Source organism: Glutamicibacter nicotianae (assembly GCF_016907615.1).
Taxonomy (GTDB): Bacteria; Actinomycetota; Actinomycetes; order Actinomycetales; family Micrococcaceae; genus Glutamicibacter; species Glutamicibacter nicotianae.
Window position 1 is genome coordinate 1,244,024 of record NZ_JAFBCH010000001.1, and the last position, 12,527, is coordinate 1,256,550.

Below are 12,527 nucleotides of genomic sequence, written 5' to 3' on the forward strand. Positions count from 1 at the left end.
CCAGTCCTGAACGGTGTTCAATTGCTGGCCTTAATGTAGCACGAAAAGCCCCTAACTTGAACAATGTTCAAGCTAGGGGCTTGCACTGCTCCGCACGCGGCATCTGCTGCTCAGCTGGTGGTCTTGTCTCGGTAGATCCGCGCGGCCAGCGCCCAAGCCAGGAGCGTGATGCCCGCCAGCCACGCCAGTGCTGCCCACAGCTCGGAGCCCACGGGGTCCTGCGATAGCAAGGCGCGCAGGGAATCGGCTATCGCCGTGATCGGCTGGTGCTGCGCGAACCAGGCCACCGGGCCGGGCATGGCCGCGGTGGGAACGAACGCCGAGGAAATGAAGGGCAGGAAGATCAGCGGGTAGCTGAAGGCGCTGGCACCATCCACCGATTTCGCGCTCAATCCGGCCAGCACGGCGATCCAGGTCAGGCACAGGGTCACCAGGCACAGCAGCCCAAGCACCGCGATCCACGAGGCAACGGAGGCCGAGGAGCGGAAGCCCATGGCCACGGCCACCCCCAGCACCAGCGCCAGCGAGAGCAAATTGGCCGCCAGCGAGGTGGCCACATGGCTCCAGAGCACGCTGGAACGGGAGATCGGCATGGCGCACAGGCGCTGCACCAGCCCATCGCGCAGATCCAGGAACAGCCGGTAGGAGGTGTATGCGACCCCGGAGGCGATGGTGATGACCAGATGCCCGGCAGCAAGTAGTTGATGTACGGACCGGGGGCGCCAGTGCCGAGGGCACCGCCGAAGACATAGGTGAACAGCAACATCATGGCTACCGGGGTGATTGCGGTGGTGATGATCGTGTCGGGGCTGCGCATCACGTGGTGCATCGAGCGGCCCGTGAGGATCCGGGTTTCACGCAGTGCTGCGATGCTCATGGCTGGCTCCCTTCGGTTCGCTGGTTGCTGCCGGTCAGTTCCAGGAAGATCTCCTCGAGGCTCGGCCGCTTGGTGACCAGCTCGGTGGTGGCCGGCGGCAGCTGGGCCTGCAGCTCGGCCAGCGTGCCCTGCTGGATGATGGTGCCCTCGTGGAGGATGGCGATGTGATCGGCCAGGTGTTCCGCTTCATCCAAATACTGCGTGGTGAGCAGGATTGTGGTTCCGGACTCGGCCAAGCCGCGGATCAGCCGCCAGGCCTCCCGGCGAGATTGGGGATCCAGTCCCGTGGTCGGCTCGTCGAGCAGGAGCACTGGCGGGTCGCCGGCCAGGCCCATGGCGATATCCAGGCGCCGGTGCATCCCGCCGGAGTAGGTGCCGGCGGGGCGGTCGGCCGCGTCCGAGAGGCTGAATCGCTCCAGCAGTCCGCTGGCGATCGCTGGCGGATCGGGCAGCCGCAGCAGCCGGGCGACCAGCAGCAGGTTCTCGCGTCCGGTCAAGACCTCATCCACGGCGGCGAACTGGCCGGTCAGGCCCAGGGACCTGCGGACCTGGGCGGGATTCTCGCAGGTTGCCGTTCCGCAGATCCGGGCAGTGCCCGCATCGGCGGGCAGCAGGGTGGCCAGGATCCGCACGAGTGTCGTCTTGCCGGCGCCATTGGAGCCGAGCAAGGCGAAGGTGCTGCCAGGCTGCACGGCGAAGTCCAGTGAGCGCAGCACGGGCAGCTTCTTGAACGACTTGGCCAAGCCGATGACCTCGATGGCCGGTTCGGGGGCCAGTGCGGTGTTCATGTCATTGCTCCTTCGTCTCGTTTTCCGCTTCGGAAATGGCCTGTGCCAGACGGGCGCGCTCCTTGTCGGTCCAGCGCTTGCCGCCGTAGGCCTGGGCGAAGTCGTCGGCGAACTCCGCCGGATCTTCGCCCAGCAGTTCGCGCAGCGAGGTGCCGTTGGCGGCCGCCCCTTCGAAGAGGTCTGCCAAATCCGAGTACATCGAGATCATCGTCTCGGCGTCGGTAATTCCGCTCTGGTTCATCAGGTAGCGCTGCAATCCCGCAGCGGCCTTCGCATAGGGCTGCGGCAGCTCCTTGAGGCGCGCCAGGCTCTGCTTGTACTGCTTTTTCTGTTCCAGTGATCCAGTGAAGGTTTCAATCCATTTGGCGACCATGATCAGTGCCCTTTCTTCGGAGTGGTTGGGTGGGGGAGGCTGTCGATGCGGGAAACGAGCAGGTTCCAGGTGCTCCAGAAATCGTCGAGCTGCTGCCTGCCTCGGGGGTTGAGGGTGAAGACCTTGCGTGGAGGTCCTTTTTCGGAGGGAACTTTCTCCACCGAAACCAGGCCCTTTTGCTCGATGCGCACCAGCAGTGCGTAGATGGTCCCCTCGGCCAGATCGGTGAAGCCGCGTTCGCGCAGTTCCGTGGTGATCTCGTATCCGTAGGCCGGGCGTTCGGCCAGGATCGCCAAGACGATCCCCTCCAAGGTGCCTTTGAGCATCTCAGTCATCTGCGAGGCCATGCTGCACCCCTCTCTACTTAGCGTCATTGAGTACTACTAGATAGTAGAACTAGGTAGCGGTATTTAGCAACACTTAGTACCGAAGGATTTCAGGGACTTTCTTCGGGGATACAGAGAAGTGGGGGATGACCAGCGGCAAGATAACGAGGCACCCAATCCGGTATGCTCCTTGAAGCTGATCCGGAACTGGACCCGATGGGAAGGGCCACCATGAAAGATGCGAAATGGCACTGGGGGCTGGTTGATGCCGAGCGTGCGAAGCTGGCAGAAATGCTGGGCGGCTTGGCGCCTGAGCAGTGGACTGCCCCGTCGCTGTGCGAGAACTGGCAGGTGCGTGACGTTGCAGCGCATCTGGCGGCGGCCGGATCCACTACCACCGTCCACTGGCTGGCGAGCATGGCCCGCTCCGGATTCAATACCGGCCGGCACAATGAACGGCTGCTGCGCAAGCAGCTTGGGGCCAGTCCCCGGGAAACACTGGAGAGCTTCAACCGTTCCGCGGCCAAATGCATTGCCCCGCTGAACTCGGTGACCGGTTTGCTGGGTGAAGTGGTGGTGCATGGGCAAGATATCGCCAAGGCGCTGGATCTGCCGCTGTTCCCGGATCCCCAGGTGCTGCGCGTTGTGGCAGAATTCTTCGCCTCCAGAGATTTCGCGGTCAACAGCAGCACCCTGGTCAAGGGGTTGCGGATATCGGCAGCCGATGATGATTTCAGCAGCGGGGCGGGACCCGAGGTTCGCGGCGGATTGCTCGATCTTCTCCTCGCCATGGCCGGCAGGAAACAGGTGCTCCCGCGGCTTGAAGGCGCAGGGGTTGAAGAACTCGACCGCAGGATCGCAGCGCAAGCGCGGACATAGGCAACTGCCAGCCAGCGGTGGGGAGTGCGGGCAGCTTGATGCACGGCAATGCCCCGGCGGTGGACATTGTCCACCGCCGGGGCATGGTGCGCATGAGGGGTTGGCGGGATTAGTTGACCCCAAAGCCTCCGGTCCAAGCGATCTTCTCGCCGGCTGCCAGGGAGATCTGCATGAAGCCGATGCCTTCCAGCTCGCGGGCGCGCTTGGTGGTGCCAGCGTCGATGGCGTGCAGGCCGCCGGCCGTGACCAAATCGGCCAGCTGGGACTTGGCATCCTCGTCATCACCGGCGATCAGCACGGTGGTCGGGGTGGTTCCGACCTTGCCTTCAGCGATGGTGGAGGCGAAGTTGGTGTTGAAGGCTTTGACGACTCGCGATGAAGGCAGGGCCTTGCTGATTTCTGCGGTGGCCGAGCTGTCTGCCGGGACAGTCAGGGAATCGAAGGTCTCGAAGTTCAGCGGGTTGGTGATGTCCACGATGATCTTGCCCTCCAGCTGTTCGCCGCGCTCGGCGATGATGCCTTCGATGGCCGGGTATGGGACGGCAAGAACAATGATGTCGCCGAAGGCGGCGGTGGCCGAATCGCCGGAGCCGAGCAGCTGGATGGTGGCCCCTGCCTTGCTGAAGACTGACGAGATAGCCTGGCCCATGTTGCCCTTGCCGATGATGCTGACGTTGACCATGATGACTCCTTGAAATTGTTTGTTGAAGATTTAACTAAATACTAGGCCCATTTGATTGAAGCGTCAAGTAATTTTCCCAAGAAAATTTCACCAATAGCCGCCGCACTGCTTCCAGTACTGTGGATTGCGGCGTTGACTAGGCCATTGAACTGCAGTGCCGCCGCGCCCGATCTGGGCACGACGGCACTGGGGAAAGTAAAGGTCAGGACACCGGGGCGGCCACGGTGGCCAACGGGTTCTCCAGATCCCCTGCATAGAGCAGGCCGCCGGATTGGTCGGCCAGGTCGAGCATCTGCTGGTTGTTGCGCAACTGCAAGCGGTTCAGGCAAGAGAGCGGGAAACTCTGTGCAAAGAGCCCCAGCTCGTCGAAGCGGCCAGCGAACTGCGGGTGCTGCCCACGGTACTCAAGCAGCCGATCCACCACGGTCTTCCAGAATCCAGCTTCGGACAGCAGGCCTTCGGCATCCAGCAGCGGGGCGAGGAAGCGGAAGAATGAATCGAAGACATCGGTGAAGACTGATAAGACCGGGTCCCCTCCGGTACGCACCCGGCGGATCTCCTCCGGCAACTCCACCCGATCCGACAGCACCGCAATCTCTTCGCCCAAATCCTTGAGCAGCACCTTCTTCACGACACCGTTTTCCAGCACCATGATTACGTTCTCGCCATGCGGCATGAACACCAGATCATAGGCTGCCAGGCAATGCACCAGCGGAATCAGGTAGGCATCCAGATAGCGGCTCAGCCACTCGGCCGGAGCCAGTCCGCTGCGGCGGACGAGGGCGCCGGCAAAGGATCGGCCGGATGCATCGACGTGCAGCAAGCTGGCCATCGTGGCCAACTTCTCTTCCGGGCCGAGCAAGCTGATCGGGGACTCGCGCCACAGCGCGGCAAGCATCTTGCGCTGCGGATCGCTCTTGGCCGTGGCCGCTTCGAACTGCGGGTTGCGGTAGCCGACGGCCGCGATTTCCCGCAGCAGGGCGACCGGCTGGGTCGAGAGCACCGGATCCTTTGCAAACAGCTCGCCCAGCCACTGGTTGATGGCCGGAGTCACCTTCATGTACTCGGCACTCAAGCCGCGCATGAAGCCCATGTTCAAGATCGACATTGCCGTCTTGACGTAGTGGCGGTGCGGGTTGGACAGGTTGAAGAAGGTGCGGATCGACTGCTGCGCCTGGTATTCGTCGGCTCCGCTGCCGAGCCAGATCAATTGCTTGCGGGCAATGTCGTTGGCGAATGTGATCGACAGGCGGTTCTCCCACTGCCAGGGATGTACCGGAATGAACAGGTAGTCTTCGGATGCATAGCCGGTATCGAACAGGGCGGCCTCCAAGGCCTCGTCCAGTCGCTGGCGTTCGGCTGGATCCAGCTCGCTAGCCAGCAGGCCTTCGTAGTCCAGCGAATCGATGGCATCGAATTGCGCCCGGGACTTGTGGGCCGCCGCCCAGCCAAGGTGCAGCGCGGCCCCGGTTTCGGGGGCGTACTTCAGGTAGTCGGTGCGTCCGATGCCCATGCGTCCATTGTTGGCAACGAAGCACGGGTGCCCCTCGGTCATCGAGGATTCGATGAGCTGGAATGATTGTGCGGCGCTGCCATTGAATTCGGCCAGCTGCGCTGAATCATGGGTTGCATGGACCTGCTTGTAGCAGTGGCTGCTCAACGTGGAGGAGAGCTCCTCCAGGTAGGTGGGAAGCTGCGCTGGGGAGAGCGTGAGTTCCTCGGCGAAGAGCGTGATGAATTCGATGGCATCCGAGTCTGCCGCCAGCCAGCTGCCGGCAACGTAAACGTGGTGTTCCACAGACTGCGGTGAAACCATCCAGTGGTTCAGCTGGTAGCGCTGGGCGCTGAAGCTGTAGCGGTGCGCGTCCTTCTGGACTGAATATCGGCTGTCGCCATGCTCGGCAGGTTCCAGCAGGCGCTCATGCGAAAATTCGCCCAAGGCCTTGGCCAAGACATGGCGATTCGCGATGTCCCAACGCACGGGGGAGAGGAACGAAGATTCCAAGCGGCGGCCGGTTGCGCTCTCGAAATCCTGGCGGGTGCAAATGGACAGCAGAGCCTGCTTGATCGAGCCGTCTGCCTCGGAAAGCTCCACTGGCCGTCCCGGTCGGAAGCCGACGCGGGCATTCAGCGCATGGATGGCTTTGTTGCGCACATCTGGCTCCACGATGATTCGTTCAGTTCCAGGCAGGGCGAATGCCTGGACCATGGCTGCGGCCAGCGCCTCCAGCGTGAACCCGGGCTGGGGGTTCGCCGCCGCCGGCGACAGGAAATGCAATCCGCGATCGCCACGTACATAGTTGTACGCGTCGGCCAGTGGGGATGCGGCTGGGTCGTAGAGCTCGACCAGGAATTTCTCGTCTCCTGAAGCGTCGATGCCGAGGAGCACTTCGTATCCGGGGGTAGAGAGCAAGGTGCGGTATTCCGCTTCGATCTCCTTTTCGGTCGCATTGGGCATGCCCCAGAACGAGGCGTGTTCGGTGGCAATCCACGAATGAAGCAGCGCCGAATCGTCGGGCAGTGAAACGGGGCGGAAGGTGTAGCTGGTCATCGGTAAATCCTTAGGCTCGTGCGCTGGCATTGGCGGAAGTGGGCAGGCCGCTGAGTTCAGCGGCGCCGAATCGCTGGAAGGCGATCCGTTGCTCTACCGGGTAGACTTCGCGTCCAGCCAGGCGGTTGATGATGACCGAATTGCGGTAGGCGCCCATGCCGAGGTCCGGGGCGGTGAAGCCGTGGGTGTGCAATTCGGCGTTCTGCACGAAGATGTCCTGATCCAGCCCGATGGAATACTCGCGGTCGACATTGAATCGGCCGTCGGGGAGGTAGTCGATGCGCTGGCTGATGCCTTCCAGGAAGTCCGGCGCGCTGGCACGGTAGCCGGTTGCCATGACCAGGTTGTCGGCAAGGAACTCCAAGTCTTCTCCGGTGCGCTCATGGTGCAGGCGGACGGCCAGGTAATCCGGGTCGGCGTCGATGCTCGTGGCAGCGCAACCGGTGCGCAGGTGCACATTCGGGGCTCCGTTGATGCTTCGCTGGTAGAGCTCTTCATGGATTTCGTTGATCAGATCCGCATTGATGCCCTTGTAGAGCCCCTTTTGCTCAGCTGAAAGCACATCCCGCTGGTCCATGGGCAGGGAGTGGAAGTGGTCGATGTACTCCGGAGAAGTCATTTCCAAGGTGAGCTTGGTGTATTCCAGCGGGAAATAGCGTTCCGAACGGGTTGCCCACACCAGATGGTCCTCGGCTGGCAAGCTGCGCAGCAGATCCAGGAAGACTTCTGCGGCACTCTGGCCGCTGCCCAGCACAGCTGCTACCTGCGGAGATGAACCTGGTGCCCGGGGCGAAAGGATCCGTTCGCGGTGGAACGCGTAGTCGCTGGAGTGCAGCACCTTGCCGCTGGCTTGCGCTTCCGGTGTGATGACAGGCGGCAGATAAGGCTGCGTTCCGGTGCCGAGCACCAATTTGTCTGCGGTGAAGCGGGTAAGTCCCGCGGCGGTGAGCACCGACAGCTGGTAGGTCCCATCGCGGTAGTCGGCTTCGAGCACCCGGTGCCCGAAACGAACGCTGCGGATATTTTCCGCCGCCCATGCCAGATAGTTGGAATACTCTTCGCGCAGGGCATAGAAGTCTTCGCGGATGTAGAACGGGTAAAGCCGCTGTTTTTCCTTGAGGTAGTTCAAGAATGAATGCTTGCTGGTCGGGTCCGCCATGGTCACCAGGTCCGCCATGAAGGGAACCTGGAGGTGGGTTCCGGGAAGCATCATCCCGGGGTGCCAGATGAACTCCTCTCCGGCTTCGAGCACGGCGACATCCAGATCGGCCAAGCCGTCGGTCAAGGCCGCAAAGCCCAGGTTGAAGGGGCCAGCTCCAATGGCGATGGCATCAAAGTGTTCGGCAGGTTGAATCATTTCTTCTCTCCAAGGGTGCGTTCGGCCAGGATGCCGGAACCGATGCGGCAGATGGCGTCGAGGATCTCGCTGATATCGGCCAGGGTCGTATTCGGATTCAGCAGCGTGAGTTTCAGCAGCCGCTTGCCCTTGACGGTGGTGGCGGCGATCATTGCCTCGCCGCTGGAATAGAGGCGCTGGCGGATCTGGTTGGCCAGTGCATTGTGCTCTGCCAGGTCCAAAAGGTGCTGCGGATCTTCAAAGGAGAAGACCAGCGTGCTCAGCTGCACATCGGCTGCCATATGCAACTGGGCGCGCATGGCCACTTCCTGCTGCGCGTCCTCGGCCAACGCAATGACCTGGTCGAACATGTCGCCCAGGCGTTGAGCCCCCAAGGAGCGCAAGGTGACCCAGAGCTTCAGCGCATCGAAGCGCCGAGTGGTCTGCAACGACTTCGCCACCTGGTTAGGGGTGGCGTCGGCCTCCGCACGCGGGTTCAGATACTCGGCATAGTGGGCGATGGATTCCATGGAAGCCGCAGAGCGGACCACCAAGGCGCTTGAACCGATGGGCTGGAAGAACGATTTGTGGTAGTCGACAGTGACCGAGTCGGCTTGTTCAATTCCATCCAGCCGGTGGCGGTGGGAACTGGAGACGAGCAGACCGCAACCGTACGCGGCGTCGACGTGGAACCAAGCACCGACTTCCGTGGCGATGGCACGCAACTGGGGCAGCGGATCGATGGCCCCAAAGTCGGTATTCCCGCTGGTGGCGGAGATGGCCATGGGCACCAGACCGGCGGCGCGATCCGCGTCAAGTTGCACGCGCAAGGCCTGTACATCCATGCGGTGCTGGGCGTCGGTAGGGATGGACACGGCTGCGTCGTAGCCCAGGCCCAGGAGCATCGCGGCGTTGCGAATCGAGAAATGCGCGTCCTCCGAGCAGTAGATCCGCAGGTTGGCCAGCCGTTCAGGCAAAGTTCCGCGCAGCTTCGCGGTCGCGGTGTTCCGCGCGATCAGCATGGCTTGGAGGTTGGATTGCGTTCCGCCAGAGGTGAAGATTCCATCGGCCTGCCCGGCCTCGAAGCCGATCAGCTCGGCGGTGAACTCGATGAGCTTGCGTTCGATCAGTGTGGCTCCGGCGCTCTGGTCGAAAGTGTCCATCGAGGTGTTGATGCTCGTGACGAAGTTTTCGGCGGCGACTGCAGGGATCACGACGGGGCAGTTCAAGTGCGCAGCATACTTCGAGTCGTGGAAGTAGACCGCGTCGTTGAAGTACAACTCGTTCAACTCGGTGAACGAGTCCTGGGTCGAACCCAAGGGGCGATGCAGATCGACCAGGTCGATGCGTGCTTTCAGCTGCTGCGGGGTCGGTCCGGTTGTCGGCGCGTTGACCGATGCCAATCGGTTGGCCACACGTGAGATGGCATCACGTGTTTCGTTTTCGTAGACGTGGACGGTGTCTGCGCAGAGCAGCGCATCGTCGTAGATCGGCAGCGGCAGATCATGTATTTGCAGGGTAGGCAGTGAGGCACCCAAGTGCATGCTCCTCAGATAGAGACAATCAATAGTTGGTCAGGCTCACCTAACAAGAATCTATTAACAACACACTTCAATTAGTTAATGCAAGCCGAGTAATTCGATGGATTCTCCCAGGGAAAAATTTCTCAAATTTCGCATCAGTGGCACGTGGTTGTGGTAGGTTGCCCTCTGACCTGTATGTTGATGTTTCAATAATTAGCTCTTTCAATAGCGAAGCGGAGTAATCGACTCGACTCCTACTTCTTGAGAAGTATCGCTAATCGTTCGATTGTGTTTTCGGCGTGAGGATGTATGATCAAACAGTTGGAGCAAGGGAGGGCAGGTGACTACGGTAAGCCCACGGAAAGCCGAGCGATCCCAGCGTCTGCTCCTCGGGGCGAATGCCACTGACGCGGCAGGACGCTCGCTATCGGATATCACGATTGACCTGTTGTTCGTTGGCGCCCTCGGGGCAACCGCCATGCAAATGGGCATGCTCAATGCGCTTGGTTCCCTGGCCTTCGTGCTCGCAAGCATTCCCGCGGGCCATATGGTCGACAAGTATTCCGCGTTCCGTGTGCTGCGCATCGGTCTCGGGGCCAAGCTGTTCCTGCTGGGGTGCTTGGCGGTGCTGTCATCCGCAGACGCGCTATCGATCCCGATGGGAATGCTGCTGTGCGCATTGCTTGGCATCTGCAACGTCTTTTCCGAAACGTCGCAAACCACTGCCGTCCCGCAACTCATCGAAGATGATCCCGAGAACCGATCAGCGGGCATTAGCAAGCTGATCGCCTCGCTGAGCGCGGCGGACCAATCCATGACAGTGGTTGTCCCGGCCCTTGCGGGAACCGGATTCGCGCTGTGGGGAGCGCCGCCGCTGCTGAGCATCTCGGCGGCACTGGGCCTGCTGGCCTTGCTGATGGCGCTGCGTGTGCATTCCCATCGCCCATCGCAAGGCCTTGGTGGCACGCTCAAGCCGTCGGCCGAACAAGGCGGCATGCTCGCCGGCCTCAGATATCTTTTCCGGCATCGGCTGCTCTTGGCGATCACGGTTGCCGTGATGTTCTCCAACTTGGGGTTGGCCATCGGCTCGTCGGTGGAGGCGATCTTCATCATCAACGAGCTCGGCTTTGGCGAATTCGGGTACGGCATCTTCGTCTCGATTGGCGGCATCGGCGGGCTGATCGGCGCAGCAGTCGCAGGAAAGCTGGCTGGGAAGTTTCCGCCGGCAACGCTATTGGTCTACACCGGTTCACTGCAGGCGGCATTGACTGGCTGCGTACTGGCCGCGGCCTACGCACCAGAACTGTGGTCCATGGTGCTGCTGGGCACGTTCTCGTTGGGCTGGGGAATCATCGTGCTGCTCTTCAACATTGCTGCCTCCTCATGGGTCGTGCAGATCGTTCCCGAGCACCTGCTGGGACGAGTCCTCAGTGCACGACGGCTATTCACCTTTGGAGTGGTTCCCGTCGGCGGTTTGGCTGGCGGCGCAGTGGCCAGCGCATGGGGGATTGCCGCCGGACTGCTTGGCTGGGTTGTTGCCGCGGCCCTCTCGGTTATCAGCTATCTGGCGATGCGCGGCCCGGCAACCCGTTAGGCTGGACAGCGTAAGCACCACGAACTAAAGGCAACTGCGCACGTGAAACTCGTTATCGACGCTCGATACACCCGCATCACCCACCACGACGGCATCAGCCGGTACACCGCTGGGTTGATCGAAGCCGCCAGCAAAGTTGCCGACGTCACGATGCTGGTCAACGACACCAGGCAACTGGGTATGCTTCCAGATGTCCCGTATTTGAAGATTTCCGGACCCACCAGTGTGTTCGAGCCGTTCGTGGCCTTGCAAGTCAATAAGCTCAACCCTGATGTCGTGTTTTCGCCCATGCAAACCATGGGGACCGTGGGGCGAAAGTATCCCGTGATCCTGACCCTGCATGATTTGATCTACTACTCGCATCCGCACGCGCCGAAATTCCTGCCCCTGCCGATCCGTGCCGGGTGGTTCCTGTTCCACCAAGTCTACTGGCCACAAAGAATGCTGCTGAATCGTGCCGACGCGGTAGCTACCGTCTCCAACACCACCGCCAAGCTGATGCGCAAGCATCGATTGACCAAGAAGTATATTGGCTTGGTGTCCAACGCGCCGACGGGAAACTTTGCACGCCGCGACCAGGCGAAGCGACCAAGGAAGACCCTGATCTATATGGGCTCCTTCATGGAATACAAGAATGCCGAGACGCTCATCCGAGGTATGGCGCATCTGCCCGACTATGAGCTGCATCTGCTCAGCGGGATCAGCGAACAGCGTCATGCCGAATTAACCAAGCTTATTCCTTCAGGTGCCACTGTGGTATTCCACCGGGGAGTCAGCGATGAGGAATACGAACGGTTGCTCAGCGAGTGCACGGCTTTGGTCACCCTTTCGCGCGAAGAAGGCTACGGCCTGCCACTGGTTGAAGCCATGAGTATGGGAACTCCGGTGATTGCCACCGACATGCCGATCTTCCGGGAAGTCGCAGAAGACGCCGCGCTGTATGCGTCGGCAGATGATGCGCAGGGTTTCGCGGACCAAGTACGCACCCTGGATGAGCCCGGAGCCTGGAAAGAATATTCGCAACGGGCTGTCGAACGAGCCGCCCACTACTCATGGGAGCAGTCGGCGCAGCAGCTGCTGGAGTTGGCCAGATATGCGGCAGATCACAGAAAGTAGTTTGCTTCGCAGTGGCGGTTGAGCACCTTGCCGCGCGCGAATAATGGCGGAAAATCGGGGAAGAGAACGTGTGCTCCGCATGAGGAGCTGCCGATTTGAAAACCGGACTTGGCCAGTGCTAAAGTATTACTCGTTGCATTCCTCCATAGCTCAATTGGCAGAGCATTCGACTGTTAATCGAAGGGTTACTGGTTCAAGTCCAGTTGGAGGAGCCAAGAAAACCTCCCAGTTGCACCAGCAGCTGGGAGGTTTTGCTTTACCCGAGAACAGTGGTGCCGGTGCGCAAAATTGAAGTGAAAACCCGGCAACGCCTGAATCTCCTATAACCACAGGTGATTAGACGATAGACTTTCGAATCGTTACCAGTTACACCCACAGCATGAGATAAAGCAGTGGGTTTTACGCCTGAAGACTGAGTCGTATGCGGCAACCGGGGTGTTAGCGTTTGTTGTACCGGTTGCTGAGCGATCGAGAATATGGAG

The 12,527-nt window shown here is 60.9% G+C and carries 10 protein-coding genes, 1 tRNA gene and 1 pseudogene; 4 read left to right on the top strand and 8 right to left on the bottom strand.

The window, feature by feature from the left end:
• Positions 1-110: 110 nt before the first annotated feature.
• From JOE62_RS06095 to JOE62_RS06110, 4 genes and pseudogenes are all read right to left on the bottom strand, one after another.
• Positions 111-877 (bottom strand): annotated as a pseudogene (locus JOE62_RS06095) (ABC transporter permease).
• Positions 874-1,665 (bottom strand): ABC transporter ATP-binding protein, encoded by a 792-nt coding sequence (locus JOE62_RS06100; protein WP_204721160.1) that lies wholly within the window; start codon positions 1,663-1,665, stop codon positions 874-876. Before JOE62_RS06100 ends, JOE62_RS06095 begins: the two are co-directional and overlap by 4 nt.
• A gap of 1 nt (position 1,666) precedes the next feature.
• Positions 1,667-2,038 (bottom strand): DUF1048 domain-containing protein, encoded by a 372-nt coding sequence (locus JOE62_RS06105; protein ID WP_066139403.1) that lies wholly within the window; start codon positions 2,036-2,038, stop codon positions 1,667-1,669.
• A 2-nt stretch (positions 2,039-2,040) separates the two neighbouring features.
• Positions 2,041-2,385: a PadR family transcriptional regulator gene (locus tag JOE62_RS06110; protein ID WP_038989731.1), complete on the bottom strand. Its 345-nt coding sequence runs from the start codon at positions 2,383-2,385 to the stop codon at positions 2,041-2,043.
• A gap of 162 nt (positions 2,386-2,547) precedes the next feature.
• Between JOE62_RS06110 and JOE62_RS06115 the strand changes: the two genes are divergently transcribed.
• Positions 2,548-3,243 (top strand): maleylpyruvate isomerase family mycothiol-dependent enzyme, encoded by a 696-nt coding sequence (locus JOE62_RS06115; RefSeq protein ID WP_239543219.1) that lies wholly within the window; start codon positions 2,548-2,550, stop codon positions 3,241-3,243.
• Positions 3,244-3,352: 109 nt separating this feature from the next.
• On the opposite strand, the gene JOE62_RS06120 is transcribed toward JOE62_RS06115, so the two are convergent.
• The 4 genes from JOE62_RS06120 to JOE62_RS06135 all read right to left on the bottom strand — a co-directional run bounded on the left by JOE62_RS06120 (position 3,353) and on the right by JOE62_RS06135 (position 9,350).
• Positions 3,353-3,925 carry an NADPH-dependent F420 reductase gene (locus JOE62_RS06120; protein WP_204721162.1) on the bottom strand — a complete coding sequence of 191 codons (573 nt, stop codon included), beginning with the start codon at positions 3,923-3,925 and terminating at the stop codon, positions 3,353-3,355.
• A gap of 202 nt (positions 3,926-4,127) precedes the next feature.
• The gene (locus tag JOE62_RS06125; RefSeq protein WP_204721164.1) at positions 4,128-6,476 is read right to left on the bottom strand and encodes a GNAT family N-acetyltransferase; all 2,349 of its coding nucleotides are present in this window, start codon (positions 6,474-6,476) and stop codon (positions 4,128-4,130) included.
• A 10-nt stretch (positions 6,477-6,486) separates the two neighbouring features.
• Positions 6,487-7,833: a lysine N(6)-hydroxylase/L-ornithine N(5)-oxygenase family protein gene (locus tag JOE62_RS06130; protein WP_204721166.1), complete on the bottom strand. Its 1,347-nt coding sequence runs from the start codon at positions 7,831-7,833 to the stop codon at positions 6,487-6,489.
• A complete protein-coding gene (locus JOE62_RS06135) occupies positions 7,830-9,350 on the bottom strand; it encodes a pyridoxal phosphate-dependent decarboxylase family protein (RefSeq protein ID WP_239543221.1) in 1,521 nt (506 codons plus the stop codon). The genes JOE62_RS06130 and JOE62_RS06135 overlap by 4 nt, the downstream gene beginning before the upstream one ends.
• Positions 9,351-9,675: 325 nt before the next feature.
• On the opposite strand from JOE62_RS06135, the gene JOE62_RS06140 reads away from it, so the two are divergent.
• The 3 genes from JOE62_RS06140 to JOE62_RS06150 all read left to right on the top strand — a co-directional run bounded on the left by JOE62_RS06140 (position 9,676) and on the right by JOE62_RS06150 (position 12,260).
• Positions 9,676-10,929, top strand: coding sequence for an MFS transporter (locus JOE62_RS06140; RefSeq protein ID WP_204721170.1), 1,254 nt, complete (start codon positions 9,676-9,678; stop codon positions 10,927-10,929).
• 42 nt (positions 10,930-10,971) lie between these two features.
• A complete protein-coding gene (locus JOE62_RS06145) occupies positions 10,972-12,045 on the top strand; it encodes a glycosyltransferase (protein WP_204721172.1) in 1,074 nt (357 codons plus the stop codon).
• A 139-nt stretch (positions 12,046-12,184) separates the two neighbouring features.
• Positions 12,185-12,260: transfer RNA gene (locus JOE62_RS06150), tRNA-Asn, on the top strand.
• Positions 12,261-12,527 lie beyond the last annotated feature (267 nt).